Here is a 21,059-nt window from a genome sequence, read left to right as displayed (position 1 = left end):
GCATCGTTGCCTTGGTGAGCCGTTACCTCACCAACTAGCTAATGCGACGCGGGTCCATCCATAAGTGACAGCCGAAGCCGCCTTTCAATTTCGAACCATGCAGTTCAAAATATTATCCGGTATTAGCCCCGGTTTCCCGGAGTTATCCCAGTCTTATGGGCAGGTTACCCACGTGTTACTCACCCGTCCGCCGCTAACTTCTTGAGAGCAAGCTCTCAATCCATTCGCTCGACTTGCATGTATTAGGCACGCCGCCAGCGTTCATCCTGAGCCAGGATCAAACTCTCCAATAAAGTTAGTTTGTCTAGCATCTAAAAATAAAAATTGACGTTTCACGTTGTTTGTTTCGTTCAGTTTTCAAAGAACTACTTGGTCGCTCATTTGCGACTTCCTTATGTTAACATCTTCATTTTTCGATGTCAACTAAGTTTTTTAATTTCTTTTTTGTCGTTTTCTGCGTTTCCGCATCAGCGACGGTTATTAATATATCATGGTGAAAATTGAAATGCAACACCTTTTATAAACTTTTTTTAAAACCACCCACATTTCTTTTTTAATATCATATACTTAAACGAAATATCTCTTTCATGTATAAGCAATTCCTACATATATTCTATATAAAGTTACTCTATCAAAAACCGTTTCTTTCTATAATAAACGTTTTATTCCTATAAAATATCATACAAGGAGGAATACATATGGACTATACCGATTTATTACTCAAACTAGGTCTCTCGGCTATTTTAGGATTCGCCATCGGTTTAGAACGTGAATTAAAACGTAAACCACTTGGTTTAAAAACTTGTTTAGTTATCTCTATTATTAGTTGCCTCCTCACTATTGTTTCTATTAAAGCAGCTTACAATTTACCACATACCGACCATATGAATATGGACCCCCTTCGACTTGCTGCTCAAATTGTATCAGGAATTGGTTTTTTAGGTGCAGGTGTTATTTTACGAAGAGGAAACGATAGTATTGCTGGGCTAACGACCGCCGCCATGATTTGGGGTGCTTCTGGTATTGGCATTGCCGTTGGAGCTGGTTTCTATATTGAAGCGATTTTCGGAATGTGCTTCCTTATGATTAGTGTAGAACTTATACCATTAACGATGAAATTTATAGGACCTAGGTCATTTCGTCAACGTGATATCGCAGTGAAACTTGTTGTACGAAATATGGACAATATCCCGATCGTAATTGAAGAAATAAAAGAAATGGATATAAAAGTTAAGAACATGAAGCTCAAAACATTGGAAAATGGTTCGCACTATTTACATTTAAAATTATCTATCGATCAAAAAAGACATACTGCTGATGTTTATTATGCTCTTCAACACCTTGAAAGTGTTCAACAAACTGAAGTTGAAAGTATGTAATAGAAAACAAACTCTCTTTTAAATTAGAGAGTTTTTCTTTTTTCTATAATGGTAACAATGAATGTAGTCCTGCAAAGTAAGGAGGAATTGGCAATTGAAATCCCGTCCAAATTTAGTAGATACATTTCGTGATTCCATTATTTTTCGTTTAATTTGCTTTATTGTTGTACTTACTGCTTTTTCCGGCTTTCTTATACATAGATTAGAACCATCGCACTTCACCACATGGTTTGATGGAATTTGGTGGTCAATCGTTACAATTTTCACTGTTGGCTATGGTGACTTTGCCCCACATACACTAATAGGCAAACTCATCGGTATGAGTATTATTTTATTTGGAACCGGTTTTTGTTCTTATTATATGGTTCTATTCGCCACTGATATGATTAATAAACAATATATGAAAGTTAAAGGAGAAGAAGCTGCGACTGCTAGCGGTCATATGATTATTGTCGGCTGGAACGAACGGGCAAAACATGTTGTAAAACAAATGCACATCTTACAACCAAACCTTGATATCGTTTTAATTGATGAAACACTTTCTTTACTTCCAAAACCATTTCATCATTTAGAGTTTATAAAAGGTTGTCCACATCACGATCAAACGTTATTAAAAGCTAACATTACAACGGCACACACCATATTAATAACGGCTGATAAAGAAAAAAATGAAAGCTTAGCTGATACACAGTCCATCTTAAATATTTTAACTGCAAAAGGACTTAATCCAAACATTCATTGCATCGCTGAACTTCTTACTTCGGATCAAATTCAAAATGCAACGAGAGCTGGTGTATCAGAAATTATAGAAGGAAATAAATTAACGAGCTATGTATTTACCGCTTCTCTTTTATTTCCTTCTATTTCAGGTGTACTATTCTCACTTTACGATGAAATCTCTGATAACAAATTACAACTGATGGAGCTTTCTCCGCCTTGCACCGGACAAACTTTTGCAAATTGTAGCTATACTCTTTTAAAACAAAACATTCTCTTACTAGGTATAAAGCGTGACGACCAATATATGATTAACCCAGTCCATACCTTCATTCTTATCGAAAGCGACATACTCATTGTTATTCACCATTAAAAAAGTGACGCTCTAGTTCCTGTACTAATACTTTCCCAATATTAATATACTTACTTTTCACATCTCCATCTGGATCTTTCGGCTCAGCAAATTGATCAAATCCGCTCGTTCCAGCTGTTAACGCATTCACATTATCATCTAGTTCGTCTTGATACACATGCGAAAGAATATACGGCGTTTCAAGACGGACTATTACACCAGGCACATCTAATTCCCCATCCACAGCTGTAAATGGCACTCGTAAAAATTGATAGCCATCTTCTTCGTCGATTTTGTAATCAAAGCACCCTTTATCGTAATCCCAATTGCCACCAATACTATATCCAAGTGGTTTCATAACCTCTTCTAACTTATATAACGCATATGTATGTCCTTTTAACTTTGATTGAATCGGAATCAAGCCCATCCCTCCAAGACTTTTCCTTTAGCATACCCATTCTAGTTTGAATATACCGATGGACATTTCAGTAAAATAATAAAAAGCGACCGGAGATCCGGTCGCTTTTTATTATTTTAAACGCTCTTCTAATTCTGCTTTTAATTCTTCAAATCCTGGTTTACCAAGTAAAGCAAACATGTTTTTCTTGTATGCTTCTACTCCTGGTTGGTCAAATGGATTTACGCCTAATAAGTAGCCGCTCATCGCACATGCTTTTTCGAAGAAGTACACAAGGTAACCGAATGTGTACTCATTTAATTCAGGAATATTTACGATTAAGTTTGGTACTCCACCATCGCTATGTGCAAGTAATGTACCTTCGTATGCTTTTGTGTTTACGAAGTCTACAGTTTCACCAGCAAGGTAGTTTAATCCATCTAAATCGTTTTCTTCTGATTCGATTGTCAGTTCATGTGTAGATTTACCCACTTTAAGAACTGTTTCAAATAAGTCACGACGACCTTCTTGAACGTATTGACCTAATGAGTGTAAGTCAGTTGAGAAATTTGCTGAAGATGGGAAAATACCTTTTTGATCTTTTCCTTCACTTTCACCAAATAACTGTTTCCACCACTCAGCGAAGTATTGAAGTGCTGGCTCATAGTTAACAAGCATTTCAATTGTTTTTCCTTTATTGTATAAAGCGTTACGAACTACTGCGTATTGATAAGCTGGGTTTTCTTCTAGTTCTGATGCCCCGAAGTCGTCATGGCCAGCAGCTGCACCTTTCATCATCTCTTCAATATTTAAGCCACTTACTGCGATTGGTAATAAACCAACTGGCGTTAATACAGAGAAACGTCCTCCAACATCATCTGGAATTACGAATGTTTCGTAACCTTCGTTATCAGCTAATGTTTTTAATGCACCACGCGCTTTATCTGTAGTTGCATAAATACGTTTGCGAGCTTCTTCTTTTCCATACTTCTCTTCTAATAACTTACGGAAAATACGGAATGCAAGTGCAGGCTCTGTTGTTGTACCTGATTTGGAAATAACGTTAATAGAGAAGTCTTTACCTTCTAATACATCCATTAAATCTTTCATGTAAGTGGAGCTAATGTTTTGTCCAACAAATAGCACTTGTGGAGTTTTACGTTGTTCTTTAGAAAGCGTATTGTAGAATGAATGGTTTAACATTTCAATTGCTGCACGTGCTCCTAGGTAAGAACCACCGATACCTACAACAAGTAAAATGTCAGAGTCATTTTTAATTTTTTCTGCGCATTTTTGAATGCGAGCAAATTCTTCTTTGTCATATTGAAGCGGAAGCTCTACCCACCCAAGGAAATCGTTCCCAGCTCCAGTTTTTTCGTGGATTGCATGATGTGTTACTTTCACTGCATCACGTAAATAAGTGATTTCATGTTCACCGATGAAGGATAACGCTTTAGAATAGTCGAACGTTACATGTGTACTCATCTTTTTCCCTCCAATTATGGATATGTATTTCTGTATTCACTTTAGCGAAACTGAAGTTGTAAATCAAGCGATTCAACCAGTGTAAACGTAACCAATATATATTTTTTAGAAAAAGTTCATTTTTTGCATAAAAATTCGCATTTTTCGGTATAGATGTATATACATCCTTTTTTCACACATTTTTTATGTATAAAAACAACATAACTGCACCATTCTATAAAAGAGTTGATTAACTCAGCGCTTGCTCATGCTTCACAATTAAGGGGGGCTTTTTCATGAGTACATTGCAACGTATCGCATTAGTCTTTACTGTAATTGGTGCAGTAAACTGGGGACTAATCGGGTTCTTCCAGTTTGACTTAGTAGCAGCCATTTTCGGCGGACAAAACTCAGCTCTTGCACGTATTATTTACGGCATCGTTGGTATATCTGGGCTTATCAATCTTGGTTTACTGTTTAAACCATCTGAAAATCTTGGTACACACCCAGAAACAAACGAAATTCGATAACCAGTATGTCCTTTCACCTCCGACATACGAATATGATTGCATGCAATCATATTTGCAAATATATATCATAAGATAAAGTAAAAGAGGAACGCTCATATGCGCTCCTCTTTTACTTTGTTAACTCGGACTCTTCAATCCATTCTGTCAGCTTTTCTCGCAACGTATTAAATCCGTCCTTAGATGGATTCGGTATAAGAATCCTTCCTTGTTTTCTTTTCGCCGCTTTTAACGATAAACTCATTTTTCTGTGCTCTTCATCAATTGAAAGTACTTTTACTTCTACTGTATCGCCGACTTTCAAAAAGTCATGAATATCCTTTACATATCCATTTGTAATTTCAGATATATGCACAAGTCCTTGTGTTTCTGCATCTAACGCTACAAATGCACCGTAATCTTGAATTCCAGTCACTTTCCCTGTTACAACCACTCCTGTTGTATATTGTTCTGACATATGAAACACTCCCATACGTTTACCATTTTCTCTACAAATGTAGATTGCAAAACAGATGTACTTATTTTAAATATCCGATTAATTAGTACGCCTGTTACGTATCGCTACCTAACAGGCGCATACCTTATATTAGTAAATTATACCACTATGACAGAACTCATTCAAAATTCACGAAAAAATTTCCTGTAGCACGTATAATTCTCCAATATTGGGATAGAATACTAACACATGGCTTTCTAGTATTCCCCCCCTTTTATGGACAAAACGTATTATGTTTTGTCCTTTTTTTATTCTCGACGAACCGTTCCATTCTCTTCATTGCTTCTATAAGTTGTTCAAGCGATGTTGCATACGAACAACGAATAAATCCTTCACCACTTTCTCCAAATACACTTCCAGGTACAACAGCCACTTTTTCTTCTAGTAATAACTGTTCTGCAAATTCCACTGAAGTTAGTCCAGTTGAGGCAACAGAAGGAAAGACATAAAACGCTCCGCCCGGCACATGACACGTTAATCCCATCTCATTGAAAGATGTCGCCATAAAATTACGGCGTTTCTTATAGCTATCTCTCATTCGAATGACTTCATCATTCCCTCCGCGTAATGCTTCAAGAGCTGCGAACTGGGACATCGTCGGTGCACACATCATAGAATATTGATGAATTTTAAGCATCAACTCTGAAAATTGAACGGGAGCTGCGATCATACCGAGACGCCATCCTGTCATCGCAAATCCTTTTGAAAATCCCGAAATTAAAATCGTATGTTCGCGCATGTTTTGAATGCTCGCGAAACTCGTATACACTTCGTCATATACAAGCTCTGCATAAATTTCATCAGATAATACGATTAAATTGTACTTCTCAACCATTACTGCTAACTTTTCTAGTTCGGATTTGTTTAACATTGCACCTGTTGGATTATTTGGGGAACAAAGTAAAATTGCCTTTGTTTTCGCTGTAATAGCTGCTTCAATTTGTTCGGGTTGTAATTTAAACTCTTTTTCTAAAGTAGTCGCTATAGGAACTGGAACTCCTCCAGCTAATGTTACAAGCGGTGCATAAGAAACGAAGCTCGGTTCAATAATGAGTACTTCATCATCAGGATTTATAATGGCACGCATCGCTACATCTAACGCTTGGCTCGCTCCAACCGTAACAATGATTTCATCGTTTGGATCATAAGATACTGCAAATTGTTTTTTTAGATACTTTGCTATTTCTTGACGGAGCTCCAATAATCCTGCATTTGCTGTATACGCTGTATATCCTTGCTCTAAAGAACGGATACATGCTTGCCTTACATTCCAAGGTGTAACAAAGTCAGGCTCTCCCACTCCAAGTGAAATAACACCTTTCATACTTGCGGCTAAATCGAAAAACTTTCGAATACCAGACGGTTGTAAAGATTCTGCTACTCTAGATAGTTCAAACTGCTTCATGGTGTCACCACAATTCGCTTATCATCATCGTTTTTTTCATAAATAATTCCCTCATGTTTATACTTCTTCAAAATGAAATGAGTTGTTGTAGAAACGACAGATTCAATCGTTGCTAATTTCTCAGAAACAAACATCGCTACTTCTCCCATCGTCTTTCCTTCTAATGTAATAGAAAGATCATATGTCCCTGACATTAAATACACGGATTTCACTTCTGAATAGCGATAAATTTGTTCAGCAACTGCATCAAACCCAACACCGTGCTTCGGCGTAACTTTCACATCAATCATCGCTGTTAAACCCGTATATTCTTTTACTTTTGTCCAATCAATATGTGTTACATAATCCACAATAATCTTTTCACTTTCTAATTTCGCAACCATCTTCTTCACTTCTTCTACTTCTATATTTAATAGCTTCGCCAATGTATCTACAGACAAACGACTACTTTTTTCAAGACAAGCCAATAATTCTAATTCCTTTTCAGTCACCGTATAAATCATCCTTCCTTTTCGTTTCTGTCTAAATTATACAAATACCCTTTCCAATTTGAAAAGAAGATTTTTTTAGAGAATTATGTCAAAATAAAGTGAAACTTTAATCAGTGGAAAGGTTCATCCCGCTGATTATTAGTTGATCCAATCGGGCATTTACGGACAGTTGCTTTCCAACTTATATTCTTTGCCTTAGCTGTTCTTCAAGGCGGAAAGCTTACTGTCCGTTAATGCGGGGTAAAGTGAAACTTTAATCAGCGGAAAGGTTCATCCCGCTGATTATTAGCCCACACCAATCGGGCTTTTACGGGCAGTTAGTCTCCCCCTACCTTCTTTGCTTCAGGCATTTTTAGGGGCGGGAGGCTTATTGTCCGTTAACAAGGGATAAAAGTGAGAGGGGATGGAACCGTGAAACCAAAAGTATATATCGCTGAACCAGTTCCAACATTTGTAGAAAACTATTTATCAGAACACTGTGATTATGAAACATGGAATCAAAATGAGAAAGTACCTCGTGATGTTCTATTAGAGAAGATACAAGATAAAGATGGGTTATTAAATTTCGGATCTGCCATAAATGAAGAATTGTTAAATGTAGCACCGAAATTAAAAGTAGTGAGTAACATTTCTGTTGGCTATGATAATTTTGATTTACTAGCGATGGAAAAGCGAAATGTCATCGGAACGAATACACCATACGTATTGGATGATACAGTAGCTGACCTCGTTTTCGCTCTTATGTTATCTGCAGGTCGTCGTGTTTGCGAACTCGATTCCTATGTGAAAAATGGTGAGTGGAACGCTGAAATCGGAAAAGAACATTTCGGACTAGATGTGCATCATAGTACAATCGGTATTATCGGAATGGGACGAATTGGAGAAGCTGTTGCAAAGCGAGCAAAATTCGGATTTGATATGAACGTCCTGTATTATAACCGTCGTCGTAAAGAAGAAGCAGAACAAAAATTTGATGCTACATATTGTGATTTACATACGCTACTAAAACAGTCTGACTTTATTGTTCTTCTTACTCCATTAACAGATGAAACGTATCATCTTATCGGAGAAAAGGAATTTTCATTAATGAAAGAAACAGCAATCTTCATTAATGCTTCTCGCGGGAAAACAGTAGATGAAGAAGCTTTAATCCATGCCTTAACAGAAAAGAAAATCTTTGCAGCAGGCATTGATACTTTTACACAAGAGCCGATTCAAAAAGATAATCCGCTCTTATCATTACAAAATGTTGTGACTTTACCGCACATCGGATCTGCGACATTAAAAACTCGGCAGCAAATGGCCATGACAGCCGCTGAAAATTTAGTTGCAGGGTTACAAGGAAAAACACCGCCTAATATTGTTCGCGGGTAATGATGAATAAGCGAAAGGCAAGATGACAATGTCATCTTGCCTTTTTTTGTTAACATATTTTTTTCTACCTTGGAGATGATATGAACAAAAATCAATGGAGTGACAAAAAATGAATCATGAATATACTTGTCCTTATTTCACTTTTTCCACTCGCGGCACTACTATTCATTACGAATTGTATGAACATAAAAATAAAACAAAACGTCCTACTTTCGTACTCGTTCACGGCTTTTTATCTTCCTCATTCAGTTACCGCCGTCTCATTCCTTTACTATCGACAGCAGGAACAGTACTGGCTCTTGATTTGCCTCCATTCGGAAAAAGTGATAAGTCTCATCTCTTTAAGTATTCTTATCACAATTTAGCAACCATTATTATCGATTTAATCGAACATTTATCTCTCTCAAATATTGTGTTAATTGGGCATTCTATGGGCGGGCAAATTTCTCTCTATGTAAACCGTATACGTCCTGAACTAATCTCAAAGACGATTTTACTATGTAGCTCTAGCTATTTAGCACGCGCAACCTTACCTTTACTGTATTCTTCTTATTTACCGTTCTTTCATTTATACGTAAAGAACTGGATTATAAGGCGCGGGATTGTTCATAACTTAATGAATGTCGTTCATGATCACTCATTAATTGATGATGAAATGAAGGAAGGCTACTCCGCTCCTTTTTATGACAACCGTATATTCCCCGCCCTAACTCGCATGATACGAGACCGTGAAGGTGACTTATCTTCAACTGAATTACAAAAAATTGAAACGCCTATACTACTCATTTGGGGTGAAAAAGATCGCGTCGTCCCTGTACATGTAGGACACCGTCTCCATAAAGATTTACCGAATTCAACATTCATCTCTTACGAAAATACAGGGCATTTACTACCTGAGGAAAAGCCTGAACATGTTTATGAAGAAATTATCGCTTTTTCCGCGCAATAAAGTGAAACTTTAATCAGCGGAATGTTTCACCCCGCTGATTATTAGCCCGCACCAATTGGGCTTTTACGAGCAGTGGATCTCCCACCTCACTTCTTTGCCTCAACCGTCTTTTTAGGTGGGGGTCTTACTGCCCGGCAAATAGCGAGATAATATTAAAAAGGCTGTCGGAAATTCCGACAGCCTATAATGAGCAACTTCCGCCTTCTTTTAATACAAGTAACTCTTCAGCTAATTTCTCACATTTTTCAAGCGCAGGTACTTCCTCAAAAGACATAAAGTATATATGTTGAATCTTCTTTGCAATATATTTCGAATCGTCAAACACAGTTACGACGTTCACTACATCGCTCGCTTCTGTTTCATAAAACTCCGGTCCCATTCGAAACGGATCCCAATTCTTCACAACCTCTATCATCTTTTCATATGTACCCATCTACTTCCCGCCTTTTCACTTTTTAATACTTTTCTTTATCCTATCACATCAGCTATTCTATAAGAAGAGAGAGAACTTTCATAACTTAGCAGTTTCACAGAAGAAAGGGGCAAACATATGCAGCTATTTCATAAAACGGTAAATCGGCGCGGAACACATAGTACAAAATGGGATACTTATAAAAACGAAGAACTCATTCATGCCTGGATTGCCGATATGGATTTTGAAGTACCAAAACCAATTCAAACTGCATTACAAAAACGTATCGAACACCCTATTTTTGGCTATACACTTCCACCTGAACATATTGGAGACATTATTTGTAACTGGACAAAAAAACAGTACGACTGGGATATTCAAAAAGAATGGATCGTATTTAGTGCGGGGATCGTTCCAGCTCTTAGTACGAGCGTACAAGCTTTCACAAAGGAAAACGAACCCGTTCTTGTACAACCACCTATTTATCCTCCATTTTTCGAAATGGTTACAACAAACAACAGACAATTATGCGTGAGCCCATTATATAAACAAAATGGCGCATATATGATAGACTTCGATCATTTAGAAAAACAATTTCAACAAGGGATTAAACTAATGCTTCTTTGTAGTCCTCACAATCCTATTGGACGCGTTTGGACGAAAGACGAGCTAATGAAGCTCGGAGCGTTATGTACAAAATATAATGTAATTGTTGTCTCAGATGAAATTCATGCCGATATTATTTACGGAGATCGTACTCATACACCATTCGCCTCTTTATCTGAAGAATTAGCAGCACGTACCATTACTTGTATGGCTCCAAGTAAAACATTTAATATAGCTGGATTACAAGCATCTATCATTATTATTCCAAATGAAAAACTACGTAATACCTTTACGTCTATTCAATATAGACAAGGGTTCCATGGGCTAAATACATTTGCTTATACCGCGATGCAAAGCGCCTATACAGAATGTAATGATTGGCTAAATGAAATCCGACTATATATAGAAGATAACGCTCAATTCGCTTGTGAATATATCAAAAATCACATACCTACTCTTTCCGTAACGAAGCCAGAAGGTAGCTTTTTATTATGGATTGATTGTTCTCACCTAAAACTTTCTCAAAACGAGCGCACCACGTTACTTGAGGAAAAAGGAAAACTTATCGTCGAACCTGGTGAAAAGTACGGATTAGGCGGCGAAGAACATATTCGAATTAACATTGGCTGCCCACGATCTGTTTTAGAAGAAATTTTAAACAGACTGCGCCATACGTTTTCATAATAAGAAAGGAGCCTGCCCACGAATCAATTTGGGGCAGGCTCCTTTCTCAATTTTTGTCGGTAAATCGATATATTTTAAAAATCGCTGATATATTTTGAGTTACGGTCGATATATTTCAATAATCGCCGATATATTTTGAGTTGCGGTCGATATATCCCAATAATTGCTGATATATTTCCAATTACGTTTCACAAAGAAAGCTACCATCCACGGTAGCTTTTACTTTTTCTTCATATCCGACGCTTTTTTTACAATCACACCGCAAGCAATTCGATCACCAGATTTACCCGTTGGTTGTGTCATGCCATCATCAGGGTTTTCAGTAATAATAATAGACGCTCCATCTTTTCTATGAATCGTCGTTTTCCCTTCTTCAAGCGTTATGTGCGGTGCATCGATATCCGCTTTAATCTTTCCAGAACCATCTGCAATTACATTCGGTAAATCACCATTTTCCGCACCCTTCGGATTGAGTAAGCCATGCTTTTTATTATCTGGATTAAAATGATTACCAGACGATTCAAAACGAGGCGCTTTACACTCTCCAATTTCATGTACATGTATGCCGTGCGGACCAGGCGCGAAACCTTCCCCTTTAATCGTAATTTTCACTCCACTTGTTTGCTGAACTACTTTCGCAGTCCCTACTTCATCTCCTGAAGCATTATGTAATTTCACTTCAATTTCTTTCGGCTTTCCTTGGTCACAACCTGCCATCAGAAATAATAAACAACAACTGAAAAAAAGCCGTCTTTTCATTCTATTCCCTCCAAAATACATTCTGCCCTTAGATTGTCCGAGCATAGAGGGAAACATACAAAAATGAATTACCGTTTCTTTTCAGCTAAAAGCTTTTCTTCTACTTTCTGTAATCGCTCTGCTTCTCGTTTGGATACACGAATGAACATACGCCACGTAGCAACGGCACCAATGATAAATAGAACGCAAACAATCCCTGGAATAATATATTCTGTTTTATCTTCCGGAAAATATAAAGGCATCATATGAAACACTCCTTATTGTAGGATTCAAAAACCATCAGAATTTTCTGTTATATTATTTTAAATTATAGTTGAACCAATTCATATTCTCAAGGGGGCGTTCCGAAAGCGAATGATTTCTTTGACTCCTTCTCCTACTTTCCTTACTATAAACTTGAGGTGAAAAATATGAGAGAAACATTTGAAATTGGTGAAATCGTTACTGGTATTTATAAAACGGGAAAATACATCGGCGAAGTCACAAATAGCCGCCCGGGCAGTTACGTCGTAAAAGTATTAGCTGTTTTAAAACATCCGGTGCAAGGTGACTTACATAACGTAAAACAAGCTGACGTACCATTTTTCCATGAAAGACGTGCTTTAGCTTTCCGGGAACAGACGAACATTCCAGAACAAATGGTGAAGAAATATGAAGGAGAGATTCTAGATTATACAGATTCACTCAAATTAGCATTAGAAACTCAAATGAATTCATTTTCTGAAGATGATTCACCTTTTGCGGTTCGTAGTCTAGAAACATTAGAGCAGTTAAAAAAAGACTACAAACTTTAAAAAAACAAAACGACCAAATTACATACTGTGCAATTTGGTCGTTACTGTGTACTCACTTTCTTTAACACTTTTGAAAAGTCCACGAGTTCCCCTAATGTTGGAGGTGCTGGTTTCACTAAATACTCTTTATCTTTTTCTACTAATTTAAAAATATTGTACGTCGTCATCGCATCATCTAGCGCACAATGATGCTTACCCGTTCCTACTTTTCCATACGCCTCAATCGCTTTCCATAATCCTGTTTGATTTCTTTCTCCAAAAAACTTCTTATACTCAAGCGATAAATCACGACACTGTCCGAAAAACGGAAAAGCTACTCCCGACATTTCACAATTATGCTTCAGCACTTTCATATCCATATTTCCCCACGTTACAATGGTCGGTTTACATCTTTTTTCGTATTCTGCAAGTTTATCAATGAGTTCAGGAAATGAAATTCCTTTATCCACGATTTCTTGTTTAATTCCTAAAAATTTCTTGCATCGATCTGTTAAAGAAGGAAATGTTTTCGGCCTGACATGTGATGAATACGTATCTTCTACCTTACAACCTACAACCGAGACGAGTCCTACCTCAATAATTTCCGGGAAAAATCCTTTTGGTTTCTTTCGATGCTGGGGCATCGTAAACTCAAAATCTAAAAATAAAAATCGTTGTTCATCCATACGATCCCTTCCTTATCATCTTTGTCATTCCTTTCTATTTGACACTCCTACACGAACAAGCTCGAATGCTAATTCCATTTTAAATATTCAGATTGGATGTATCTTATATATATGTCAAATGCCCACAAATATTTTTAAAAATGAGAAAAAATGACCTATGCAGAAAATATGACAAAATCCCTCCTTTCATTTACATCCGCAGTTTTTCTACTTTATAATGACGTTATGTGTGTTTCATCTAGTTAATATTTGACACACTAAGAAAAATGAATGAAAGGAGATGAGATTTTTGCACGAAACAACGCAAGAACTCGCTAACTGGCAGTATTATTTTGCTATCGCAGTCTTTTTAATTACATATGCCATTATTATTTCTGAAAAAATTAATCGCGCTGTCATCGCACTTCTTGGTGCAGCACTCATGGTAATTGTGGGGGTCGTCGATTTACATAACGCCTTTACGAAACATATTGAATGGGGAACGATTACGCTACTCATCGGTATGATGATTTTGGTGAACATTACGAGTAAATCAGGTGTTTTCCAATACGTTGCCATTAAAGCAGCAAAAGGGGCACAAGGAAATCCAATTAAAATTTTAATTTCCCTTTCCCTACTTACCGCGCTTGGCTCCGCATTTTTAGATAACGTTACAACTGTACTTCTTGTTGTTCCAGTTACTTTATCTATTACGCGCATCTTGCAAGTAAATCCTGTTCCTTATTTACTTTCTGAAATTATTTTTTCAAACATTGGGGGAACAGCAACATTAATTGGTGATCCGCCAAATATTATGATTGGTTCTGCAAATAAGCACCTAGACTTCAATGCTTTCTTACTGAATCTAGCACCAATCGTAATTATTATTATTGCAGTTACAGCAACAATACTTTACTTCATGTACCGTAAACAATTAATTGCTGATCCTGTACAAGTTAAAAAATTAATGAGCTTAGATGAAAAACAATACATTAAAGATCCAGTATTAATGAAAAAATCTTTAACAGTACTTGGACTTACAATTGTAGGTTTCATGACTCATTCCATTTTCCATGTTGATGCAGCTATTATCGCCTTGACTGGTGCTACTGTACTTATGCTAATCGGTGTGAAAGAACATGAAATTGAAGAAGTATTCGCAAGCGTAGAATGGGTGACGATTTTCTTCTTCGCGGGACTATTCGTACTCGTTGGAGGACTTATCGATATCGGTCTTATCAAAATGTTAGCTCAAAAGGTAGTCGGAATAACAGGCGGAGATATTTCTCATGCATCTATCCTTATTCTATGGGTATCTGGTATCGCCTCTGCAACAATCGATAACATTCCATTCGTTGCAACAATGATTCCACTTATTAACGATATGGCAGTTGGGCTAGGTTTATCACCTTCTGACGCACAAATCGACGTATTATGGTGGGCATTAGCATTAGGTGCTTGCCTAGGTGGAAACGGAACTTTAATCGGGGCTTCTGCTAACGTAATCGTAGCCGGAATCGCAAGTCGTGAAGGACATAAATTTAGCTACATGGAATTCCTTAAAGTCGGCTTCCCAATTATGATTGTTTCATTAATCATTTCTCATATTTACATTTATTTACGCTATCTTATGTAGTAGAAAAAGGGCTGTCCTATGTGGCAGCCCTTTTTTCTTGGTCAACGAAATATCAATTAACCAACAAAGAGCTGTTCCAAAATAGCTTCGAAACAGCTCCCCGCATATATCTACTCGTTATATCTTACCGGCTCATTTCGGATAATGAATAAATGAATCGGCAAGAAAACCGAAAATGTGATTACATGAATAATCGTAAATAGTATAGAGTTCGTTCCATATCTGTCTAAAATAGCATAAATGAGATAAATGGACAGCACAATCGATACGGCTGTTGCTAGTAAACTTATAATTGGTACGAAGTTAAAGATGAAACATGCGACATATATACCGAATACTTTCCACCCTGCCTCTTCTTTCAAGAAATCTGGTAATTTATCCTTCGCCAAGTCACCCCACGTCTTACTATTCAAAAATGGAATAAACGCAAGAACCCCATCAGTTGCACCATCATTTTTTGCCATTGTATAAAGTGCAAAAGCCGTTAACAAATACGAAATAATTGCCCAAATTATTATAACAAGAATAAACGCAAAACTAAGAGCAAAGAAACCTGCTAGTACGCTCTGATCTTCCATCTTATCCTCTCCCCTCTCTTTTCAACATATTTCATTACATTGCAAGTTATGTTTTAAAATTTAACCAAACTCTTTGTATAATAAGAGAAGAAAGGTAATAAGAGAGGAGAAACACTTATGCATCCATTTGTACAAGCATTACAAGAGCATTTTACAGCTCATCAAAATCCTGAAAAAGCAGAACCAATGGCTCGTTATATGAAAAATCACTTCCCATTTCTAGGTATTCAAACACCGGAAAGACGCCAATTATTAAAAGACGTCATTCAAATACATACTCTCCCAGATAAAAAAGACTTCCAAGTTATCGTACGTGAACTTTGGAACTTACCAGAACGTGAATATCAAGCTGCCGCACTTGATATTATGCAAAAATATAAAAAGCATATAAACGAAACTCATATCCCATTTTTAGAAGAACTTATTGTTACGAAATCTTGGTGGGATTCTGTTGATAGCATCGTCCCTACATTTTTAGGTACTATCTTTTTACAACATCCCGAATTAATTTCTGCATATATTCCAAAATGGATTGCATCAGATAACATATGGTTACAACGTGCCGCTATTTTATTCCAACTAAAATATAAACAAAAGATGGATGAAGAACTTCTTTTCTGGACTATTGGACAACTACATTCTTCAAAAGAATTTTTCATTCAAAAAGCGATCGGCTGGGTTCTTCGCGAGTATGCAAAAACAAAGCCTGATATCGTTTGGGAATACGTGCAAAATAACGAGCTTGCCCCGCTCAGTAAACGTGAAGCAATTAAGCATATTAAACAAAATTACGGAATAAATAACGAAAAAATAGGCGAGACTCTATCATAGATAGACGCGTTCCTCTATTGAGATTTAAAAAAGAACGTGTTAGAATATGTTCATTATTATTAATATAAGTAGCGATGACGGACTTATAAGTACTTGCACAAAAAGCGATTCAGGGATAGTGAAAGCCTGAAGACGCAAGGAAACGGCAGTCTCGAGCATTACATGATAAAGTGGATGCACCTTTTGTGTATCAACTAGGGTGGAACCGCGGGCAAACGCTCGTCCCTAGGCAAATATGCCTTGGGATGAGCGTTTTTTTATGTTTTTCAAAGCATATACTGCTCATTTCACAAGTACCAGAGCACGTCATCGCCAATACGTTAACTTTCAAAAGGAGGATTTTATTATGTATTCAATGGAACAAGTTGTAAACTTAGCGAAACATCGCGGTTTTGTTTTCCCTGGTTCTGAAATTTACGGTGGTCTTGCAAACACTTGGGATTACGGTCCACTTGGAATCGAATTAAAAAATAACGTTAAAAAAGCTTGGTGGAAAAAATTCATTCAAGAATCTCCACACAACGTTGGTTTAGATGCAGCTATTTTAATGAACCCAAAAACTTGGATCGCTTCTGGTCACGTTGGTAACTTCAACGATCCAATGATCGACTGTAAAAAATGTAAAGCGCGTCACCGTGCTGACAAATTAATTGAAGATGCATTAGATGCAAAAGGCATTGAAATGGTTGTTGACGGTCTTACTTTCGACCAAATGGCTGACTTAATGAAAGAACATGAAGTAAAATGTCCTGATTGTGGTAGTGAAGAGTTCACTGAAATTCGTCAGTTCAACTTAATGTTCAAAACATTCCAAGGTGTTACAGAGTCTAGCACAAACGAAATCTTCCTTCGTCCTGAAACAGCACAAGGTATTTTCGTAAACTTCAAAAACGTACAACGCTCTATGCGTAAAAAACTTCCATTTGGTATTGGCCAAATTGGTAAGAGTTTCCGTAACGAAATCACGCCTGGTAACTTCACATTCCGTACACGTGAATTCGAACAAATGGAACTTGAATTCTTCTGTAAGCCTGGTGAAGATTTAGAGTGGTTCGCATTCTGGCGTGAAACTTGTAAAAACTGGTTACTTTCACTTGGTATGCATGAAGAGAGCATGCGTCTTCGTGACCACGGTGAGGAAGAGCTATCTCACTACAGTAACGCAACAACTGACATTGAATTCAAATTCCCATTCGGTTGGGGCGAACTATGGGGCGTTGCATCTCGTACAGACTTCGATTTAAAACGTCACATGGAACACTCTAACGAAGACTTTAACTATATCGATCCACAAACGAACGAGCGTTACGTACCATACTGCATCGAGCCATCTTTAGGCGCAGACCGTGTAACATTAGCGTTCTTATGCGATGCATATGAAGAAGAGCAATTAGAAAACGATTCTCGTACAGTTCTTCGTTTCCACCCTGCTTTAGCACCATACAAAGCAGCAATCTTACCATTATCTAAAAAGCTATCTGAAGGTGCTACTGAAGTATTCGCAGAACTAGCTAAAGACTTCATGGTAGACTTTGATGAAACTGGTTCTATCGGTAAACGTTACCGTCGTCAAGACGAAATCGGTACACCATTCTGTATCACATACGACTTCGACTCTGTTGAAGACAAAGCTGTTACAGTACGTGACCGTGACACAATGGAACAAGTTCGTATGCCAATTAGCGAACTAAAAGGTTTCTTAGAAAAGAAAATCCAGTTCTAATTATAAAAAAAGAGGCTGCTCATGAGAGCTGCCTCTTTTTTATTTTTCACGTTTTTCTTTAATTGCTACTGTACATCTTGAAATACATATTAAATCATCATTTTCATCAATGATACGAATATCCCAAACCATCGTTGAATGTCCTCTATGTATCGGTGTCCCGATTGCTGTTACGATTCCATCTTTCTTTGAGCGAATATGATTTGCATTAATTTCTAGACCGAAGCAAATACATTTCTCTTGATCAATTAAATTATATGATCCAACACTTGCTACTGTTTCCGCTAACGCTATAGAAGCACCACCATGTAAAAATCCAAACGGCTGATGCGTACGCTCGTCAACAGGCATCGTAGCAACTACTTTATCTTCTGTCATTTCTAACAACTCAATTCCAAGTGAGTCCATTAAAGTTTTTGCCATATCGTTTTCGCCTTCTCTCTTTAATTAAATGTATAATTTTACCTATTTATTTTCAAACTACCTATAACACTTATATAAGGAGGTTTCACCACAATGAAACAGAAACTTTGTATACTATTGCTCATGTTCTCCTTGCTGACTATTGTACCAAATTGTGCAATGGCAGCCAAAGCATCTAACCTGACAATCGATGTTCAGACTATAACGCAAAAAGGTAAGAAACCTTATATAGAATATCAAATTAGTAGGCCTTCTTTTCACAATTTTTCCGATTCTAAATTTCAAAATAAGCTCAATTTCTATTACAAAAAATCTACTGACAAATTTAAAAAAAAATTAGAAAAAGAAGCAAAAAAATATTATAAAGAAACAGAAGGGTCTAGTACACCCTTCCATCCGTACGTGGCGAATGTTGATTATAAAATCTCCTTAAATAAACCACCTTTTCTCAGCCTATATGTGAATTACTATCAATATACGGGCGGGGCACACGGCCTTTATACGTGGAAAGCAAACACATTTGATTTAAATGAAAAAAAATTACTACGCTTAGACGATTTATTTCAACAAGAAGATAAATATAAAGAAGTAATCCGTGCAGAAATTGTAAGGCAAATTAAACAAAATGAAAGTATTTATTTTCCTGATGCAACGGAAAAAGTAATGAGTGCTAAAAAGTTTCACTTCTTTTTAGAACCAAACAATCTCGTTATTTATTTCCCTTTATATGAGATCGCTCCTTATTCAAGTGGCATTCCACAATTTCGTATTCCGTATACGTTGCTAAGAGACTATTTGAAGCCTTCTTATCAAAATAATTTGATTGACAACAAGTAAATATTTTCGCTACGATAATGTTAACCTAAAAACAACAGGAGGTTAACATTATGAGAAGATTTCATGTTTTAGATTTAGCATTAGCTGCCATGTTTGTTGCTCTTATGGCCATTGGTGCAAACATTGTATCTTGGGCGCCATTCCTGCAAATAGCGGGCGTTCCGTTATCTATGCAACCATTTTTCGCAATTTTAGCAGGCCTTCTTCTTGGAAGTAGACTTGGTGCATTATCAATGACTGTGTATATGCTAGTTGGCGTAGCCGGCGCACCAATCTTCGCTAACTTCAAAGCCGGATTCGGAGCACTTTTAGATCCTACTGGTGGTTTTATTATCGCATTTATTATCGTTGCTTACGTATCAGGAAAAATAGTAGAACAAAAAGAAAGACCAACATTCAGTACATTTGCTATCGCTTCTTTCACAGGAATCATTTTAACTTATATTATCGGTACTACTTACATGTACGGGGCGGTCAATCTCTTCATGGGCGGTAATATGAGTTATAAAGCTGCCTGGATGATTATGATGTGGTTTGCAGTAAAAGATATTGCATTTACAATTATCGGTGCTATTATCGCACCTCGCATATACTATGCTGTACGCCGTTCTGCTTATCAACGTTCTCATTCGACGATTTCTTAATAAAAAAGAGTTATTTCAGTACACTGAAATAACTCTTTTTTTATATTAAGACTCTTGATTCGTTTGTTCTTCTAAAATTCTCTTCATCATTGTAACCATGTCACCACGTAATTCTGGGTGTTGCAGGGCCATTTCAATTGTCGTTTGAACGAATCCTAACTTTTCACCAACATCGTAGCGTTTTCCTTCGAAGTCGTAAGCAAATACTCGTTGAATTTCATTTAAGTTTTGAATTGCATCTGTTAACTGAATTTCACCGCCAGCACCGACATTTTGCTGTTCTAAGAACATGAAAATTTCAGGCGTTAAGACGTAACGTCCCATAATTGCTAAGTTTGATGGTGCTGTACCTGCTGCTGGTTTCTCAACGAAATTACGAACTTGGTAACGACGTCCTTCCTGCTCTAATGGGTCGATAATTCCATAGCGATGTGTTTCATCTTCTGGAACCGTTTGTACACCAATAACAGAAGAAAGTGTTTTATCATATTCGTCCATTAACTGACGTAAACATGGTTTTTCAGCTTGAACGATATCATCACCTAATAAAACAGCAAATGGCTCATCACCGATGAATTTACGTGCACACCAAACTGCGTGTCCTAATCCTCTTGGTTCTTTTTGACGGATATAATGAATGTCTACCATTTTTGAAGAAGCCTGTACTTTTTCAAGTAACTCATACTTTTTCTTTTCTAATAAATTTTGCTCTAATTCAAATGCATTATCAAAATGATCTTCAATAGATCGCTTTGTTTTACCAGTAACGATAATAATATCTTCGATTCCTGATTGTATTGCTTCTTCGACAATATATTGAATAGTTGGTTTATCTACTATCGGTAACATTTCTTTTGGCATTGCTTTTGTAGCTGGTAAAAAACGTGTTCCTAATCCAGCTGCTGGGATTATCGCTTTTCTTACTTTTTTCATAACA

The 21,059-nt window shown here is 37.0% G+C and carries 24 protein-coding genes and 1 rRNA gene; 12 read left to right on the top strand and 13 right to left on the bottom strand.

From position 1 onward, the window contains the following. A 16S ribosomal RNA gene (locus ACS2MN_RS21520) occupies positions 1-293 on the bottom strand; the annotation flags it as partial. Between the two features lie 405 nt (positions 294-698). On the opposite strand from ACS2MN_RS21520, the gene ACS2MN_RS21515 reads away from it, so the two are divergent. Together ACS2MN_RS21515 and ACS2MN_RS21510 are read left to right on the top strand one after the other, a co-directional pair. Further along, positions 699-1,379 (top strand): MgtC/SapB family protein, encoded by a 681-nt coding sequence (locus tag ACS2MN_RS21515; protein WP_000386692.1) that lies wholly within the window; start codon positions 699-701, stop codon positions 1,377-1,379. A gap of 94 nt (positions 1,380-1,473) precedes the next feature. Next, the gene (locus ACS2MN_RS21510) at positions 1,474-2,469 is read left to right on the top strand and encodes a potassium channel family protein (protein ID WP_000842336.1); all 996 of its coding nucleotides are present in this window, start codon (positions 1,474-1,476) and stop codon (positions 2,467-2,469) included. Here ACS2MN_RS21510 and ACS2MN_RS21505 read toward each other — a convergent pair. Both ACS2MN_RS21505 and ACS2MN_RS21500 read right to left on the bottom strand, forming a co-directional pair. After that, a complete protein-coding gene (locus tag ACS2MN_RS21505; RefSeq protein ID WP_000612324.1) occupies positions 2,456-2,869 on the bottom strand; it encodes a YugN-like family protein in 414 nt (137 codons plus the stop codon). The two genes, ACS2MN_RS21510 and ACS2MN_RS21505, sit on opposite strands and share 14 nt — an antisense overlap. A gap of 108 nt (positions 2,870-2,977) precedes the next feature. After that, positions 2,978-4,330 carry a glucose-6-phosphate isomerase gene (locus ACS2MN_RS21500; RefSeq protein WP_000103665.1) on the bottom strand — a complete coding sequence of 451 codons (1,353 nt, stop codon included), beginning with the start codon at positions 4,328-4,330 and terminating at the stop codon, positions 2,978-2,980. Between the two features lie 275 nt (positions 4,331-4,605). Here ACS2MN_RS21500 and ACS2MN_RS21495 point away from each other — a divergent pair, with 275 nt between their 5' ends. Further along, positions 4,606-4,839, top strand: a complete 234-nt coding sequence (locus ACS2MN_RS21495; protein WP_000105788.1) for a DUF378 domain-containing protein — start codon at positions 4,606-4,608, stop codon at positions 4,837-4,839. Positions 4,840-4,948: 109 nt separating this feature from the next. On the opposite strand, the gene yugI is transcribed toward ACS2MN_RS21495, so the two are convergent. The 3 genes from yugI to ACS2MN_RS21480 form a co-directional block, all read right to left on the bottom strand. Next, on the bottom strand, positions 4,949-5,293 hold the full coding sequence (gene yugI / locus ACS2MN_RS21490; protein ID WP_000003767.1) for a S1 domain-containing post-transcriptional regulator GSP13: 345 nt from the start codon (positions 5,291-5,293) through the stop codon (positions 4,949-4,951). Between the two features lie 253 nt (positions 5,294-5,546). Further along, positions 5,547-6,737: an aminotransferase gene (locus ACS2MN_RS21485; protein ID WP_000808547.1), complete on the bottom strand. Its 1,191-nt coding sequence runs from the start codon at positions 6,735-6,737 to the stop codon at positions 5,547-5,549. Continuing rightward, positions 6,734-7,240: an Lrp/AsnC family transcriptional regulator gene (locus ACS2MN_RS21480; protein WP_002049317.1), complete on the bottom strand. Its 507-nt coding sequence runs from the start codon at positions 7,238-7,240 to the stop codon at positions 6,734-6,736. The genes ACS2MN_RS21485 and ACS2MN_RS21480 overlap by 4 nt, the downstream gene beginning before the upstream one ends. A gap of 381 nt (positions 7,241-7,621) precedes the next feature. Here ACS2MN_RS21480 and ACS2MN_RS21475 point away from each other — a divergent pair, with 381 nt between their 5' ends. Beyond that, on the top strand, positions 7,622-8,602 hold the full coding sequence (locus tag ACS2MN_RS21475) for a 2-hydroxyacid dehydrogenase (protein WP_002049319.1): 981 nt from the start codon (positions 7,622-7,624) through the stop codon (positions 8,600-8,602). 109 nt (positions 8,603-8,711) lie between these two features. Beyond that, a complete protein-coding gene (locus ACS2MN_RS21470) occupies positions 8,712-9,551 on the top strand; it encodes an alpha/beta fold hydrolase (RefSeq protein WP_001015214.1) in 840 nt (279 codons plus the stop codon). A gap of 181 nt (positions 9,552-9,732) precedes the next feature. Here ACS2MN_RS21470 and ACS2MN_RS21465 read toward each other — a convergent pair whose 3' ends face one another. Further along, positions 9,733-9,984 carry a YugE family protein gene (locus ACS2MN_RS21465; RefSeq protein ID WP_000537646.1) on the bottom strand — a complete coding sequence of 84 codons (252 nt, stop codon included), beginning with the start codon at positions 9,982-9,984 and terminating at the stop codon, positions 9,733-9,735. Positions 9,985-10,101: 117 nt separating this feature from the next. Between ACS2MN_RS21465 and ACS2MN_RS21460 the strand changes: the two genes are divergently transcribed. Continuing rightward, on the top strand, positions 10,102-11,253 hold the full coding sequence (locus ACS2MN_RS21460) for a MalY/PatB family protein (protein WP_001175855.1): 1,152 nt from the start codon (positions 10,102-10,104) through the stop codon (positions 11,251-11,253). A gap of 219 nt (positions 11,254-11,472) precedes the next feature. Here ACS2MN_RS21460 and sodC read toward each other — a convergent pair whose 3' ends face one another. Both sodC and ACS2MN_RS21450 read right to left on the bottom strand, forming a co-directional pair. After that, the gene (gene sodC / locus ACS2MN_RS21455; protein WP_000829097.1) at positions 11,473-12,012 is read right to left on the bottom strand and encodes a superoxide dismutase [Cu-Zn]; all 540 of its coding nucleotides are present in this window, start codon (positions 12,010-12,012) and stop codon (positions 11,473-11,475) included. A gap of 68 nt (positions 12,013-12,080) precedes the next feature. Further along, a complete protein-coding gene (locus ACS2MN_RS21450; RefSeq protein WP_000982764.1) occupies positions 12,081-12,257 on the bottom strand; it encodes a hypothetical protein in 177 nt (58 codons plus the stop codon). A 165-nt stretch (positions 12,258-12,422) separates the two neighbouring features. Between ACS2MN_RS21450 and ACS2MN_RS21445 the strand changes: the two genes are divergently transcribed. Further along, positions 12,423-12,806 carry a kinase-associated lipoprotein B gene (locus tag ACS2MN_RS21445; RefSeq protein ID WP_001209336.1) on the top strand — a complete coding sequence of 128 codons (384 nt, stop codon included), beginning with the start codon at positions 12,423-12,425 and terminating at the stop codon, positions 12,804-12,806. A gap of 41 nt (positions 12,807-12,847) precedes the next feature. Here the strand turns inward: ACS2MN_RS21445 and kapD are convergent, their stop codons facing one another. Then, positions 12,848-13,471 (bottom strand): 3'-5' exonuclease KapD, encoded by a 624-nt coding sequence (gene kapD / locus ACS2MN_RS21440; RefSeq protein ID WP_000344367.1) that lies wholly within the window; start codon positions 13,469-13,471, stop codon positions 12,848-12,850. 289 nt (positions 13,472-13,760) lie between these two features. On the opposite strand from kapD, the gene ACS2MN_RS21435 reads away from it, so the two are divergent. Beyond that, entirely contained in the window at positions 13,761-15,086 is a 1,326-nt protein-coding gene (locus ACS2MN_RS21435; RefSeq protein WP_000545233.1) for an ArsB/NhaD family transporter, read from the top strand. A 110-nt stretch (positions 15,087-15,196) separates the two neighbouring features. Here ACS2MN_RS21435 and ACS2MN_RS21430 read toward each other — a convergent pair whose 3' ends face one another. Further along, positions 15,197-15,664 carry a hypothetical protein gene (locus ACS2MN_RS21430; RefSeq protein WP_000390112.1) on the bottom strand — a complete coding sequence of 156 codons (468 nt, stop codon included), beginning with the start codon at positions 15,662-15,664 and terminating at the stop codon, positions 15,197-15,199. A gap of 117 nt (positions 15,665-15,781) precedes the next feature. Between ACS2MN_RS21430 and ACS2MN_RS21425 the strand changes: the two genes are divergently transcribed. Together ACS2MN_RS21425 and ACS2MN_RS21420 are read left to right on the top strand one after the other, a co-directional pair. Beyond that, a complete protein-coding gene (locus ACS2MN_RS21425) occupies positions 15,782-16,495 on the top strand; it encodes a DNA alkylation repair protein (RefSeq protein WP_000553337.1) in 714 nt (237 codons plus the stop codon). Between the two features lie 346 nt (positions 16,496-16,841). Next, positions 16,842-18,218 carry a glycine--tRNA ligase gene (locus ACS2MN_RS21420; protein ID WP_000287143.1) on the top strand — a complete coding sequence of 459 codons (1,377 nt, stop codon included), beginning with the start codon at positions 16,842-16,844 and terminating at the stop codon, positions 18,216-18,218. Between the two features lie 39 nt (positions 18,219-18,257). Here ACS2MN_RS21420 and ACS2MN_RS21415 read toward each other — a convergent pair whose 3' ends face one another. Then, positions 18,258-18,641: a hotdog fold thioesterase gene (locus tag ACS2MN_RS21415; RefSeq protein ID WP_001140604.1), complete on the bottom strand. Its 384-nt coding sequence runs from the start codon at positions 18,639-18,641 to the stop codon at positions 18,258-18,260. Between the two features lie 93 nt (positions 18,642-18,734). Here ACS2MN_RS21415 and ACS2MN_RS21410 point away from each other — a divergent pair, with 93 nt between their 5' ends. After that, positions 18,735-19,478 carry a DUF3298 and DUF4163 domain-containing protein gene (locus tag ACS2MN_RS21410; protein WP_000810655.1) on the top strand — a complete coding sequence of 248 codons (744 nt, stop codon included), beginning with the start codon at positions 18,735-18,737 and terminating at the stop codon, positions 19,476-19,478. Between the two features lie 50 nt (positions 19,479-19,528). Beyond that, positions 19,529-20,122 (top strand): biotin transporter BioY, encoded by a 594-nt coding sequence (locus ACS2MN_RS21405; protein WP_001252145.1) that lies wholly within the window; start codon positions 19,529-19,531, stop codon positions 20,120-20,122. Positions 20,123-20,167: 45 nt separating this feature from the next. Here ACS2MN_RS21405 and galU read toward each other — a convergent pair whose 3' ends face one another. Further along, positions 20,168-21,055 (bottom strand): UTP--glucose-1-phosphate uridylyltransferase GalU, encoded by an 888-nt coding sequence (galU, locus tag ACS2MN_RS21400; RefSeq protein ID WP_000757818.1) that lies wholly within the window; start codon positions 21,053-21,055, stop codon positions 20,168-20,170. Positions 21,056-21,059 lie beyond the last annotated feature (4 nt).

The sequence above is a fragment of the Bacillus cereus group sp. BceL062 genome, assembly GCF_051780025.1.
Taxonomy (GTDB): domain Bacteria; phylum Bacillota; class Bacilli; order Bacillales; family Bacillaceae_G; genus Bacillus_A; species Bacillus_A toyonensis.
This window is presented reverse-complemented; position numbering and strand designations above follow the sequence as displayed.

What these genes read in the sequence shown, in the direction of transcription:
- ACS2MN_RS21515 (WP_000386692.1), top strand. Translation starts at nt 699, where the DNA reads ATGGACTATACCGATTTATTACTCAAACTAGGTCTCTCGGCTATTTTA.
- ACS2MN_RS21500 (WP_000103665.1), bottom strand. Translation starts at nt 4,330, where the DNA reads ATGAGTACACATGTAACGTTCGACTATTCTAAAGCGTTATCCTTCATC.
- ACS2MN_RS21495 (WP_000105788.1), top strand. Translation starts at nt 4,606, where the DNA reads ATGAGTACATTGCAACGTATCGCATTAGTCTTTACTGTAATTGGTGCA.
- yugI (WP_000003767.1), bottom strand. Translation starts at nt 5,293, where the DNA reads ATGTCAGAACAATATACAACAGGAGTGGTTGTAACAGGGAAAGTGACT.
- ACS2MN_RS21485 (WP_000808547.1), bottom strand. Translation starts at nt 6,737, where the DNA reads ATGAAGCAGTTTGAACTATCTAGAGTAGCAGAATCTTTACAACCGTCT.
- ACS2MN_RS21480 (WP_002049317.1), bottom strand. Translation starts at nt 7,240, where the DNA reads ATGATTTATACGGTGACTGAAAAGGAATTAGAATTATTGGCTTGTCTT.
- ACS2MN_RS21470 (WP_001015214.1), top strand. Translation starts at nt 8,712, where the DNA reads ATGAATCATGAATATACTTGTCCTTATTTCACTTTTTCCACTCGCGGC.
- ACS2MN_RS21465 (WP_000537646.1), bottom strand. Translation starts at nt 9,984, where the DNA reads ATGGGTACATATGAAAAGATGATAGAGGTTGTGAAGAATTGGGATCCG.
- ACS2MN_RS21460 (WP_001175855.1), top strand. Translation starts at nt 10,102, where the DNA reads ATGCAGCTATTTCATAAAACGGTAAATCGGCGCGGAACACATAGTACA.
- sodC (WP_000829097.1), bottom strand. Translation starts at nt 12,012, where the DNA reads ATGAAAAGACGGCTTTTTTTCAGTTGTTGTTTATTATTTCTGATGGCA.
- ACS2MN_RS21450 (WP_000982764.1), bottom strand. Translation starts at nt 12,257, where the DNA reads ATGATGCCTTTATATTTTCCGGAAGATAAAACAGAATATATTATTCCA.
- ACS2MN_RS21445 (WP_001209336.1), top strand. Translation starts at nt 12,423, where the DNA reads ATGAGAGAAACATTTGAAATTGGTGAAATCGTTACTGGTATTTATAAA.
- kapD (WP_000344367.1), bottom strand. Translation starts at nt 13,471, where the DNA reads ATGGATGAACAACGATTTTTATTTTTAGATTTTGAGTTTACGATGCCC.
- ACS2MN_RS21430 (WP_000390112.1), bottom strand. Translation starts at nt 15,664, where the DNA reads ATGGAAGATCAGAGCGTACTAGCAGGTTTCTTTGCTCTTAGTTTTGCG.
- ACS2MN_RS21425 (WP_000553337.1), top strand. Translation starts at nt 15,782, where the DNA reads ATGCATCCATTTGTACAAGCATTACAAGAGCATTTTACAGCTCATCAA.
- ACS2MN_RS21420 (WP_000287143.1), top strand. Translation starts at nt 16,842, where the DNA reads ATGTATTCAATGGAACAAGTTGTAAACTTAGCGAAACATCGCGGTTTT.
- ACS2MN_RS21415 (WP_001140604.1), bottom strand. Translation starts at nt 18,641, where the DNA reads ATGGCAAAAACTTTAATGGACTCACTTGGAATTGAGTTGTTAGAAATG.
- ACS2MN_RS21410 (WP_000810655.1), top strand. Translation starts at nt 18,735, where the DNA reads ATGAAACAGAAACTTTGTATACTATTGCTCATGTTCTCCTTGCTGACT.
- ACS2MN_RS21405 (WP_001252145.1), top strand. Translation starts at nt 19,529, where the DNA reads ATGAGAAGATTTCATGTTTTAGATTTAGCATTAGCTGCCATGTTTGTT.
- galU (WP_000757818.1), bottom strand. Translation starts at nt 21,055, where the DNA reads ATGAAAAAAGTAAGAAAAGCGATAATCCCAGCAGCTGGATTAGGAACA.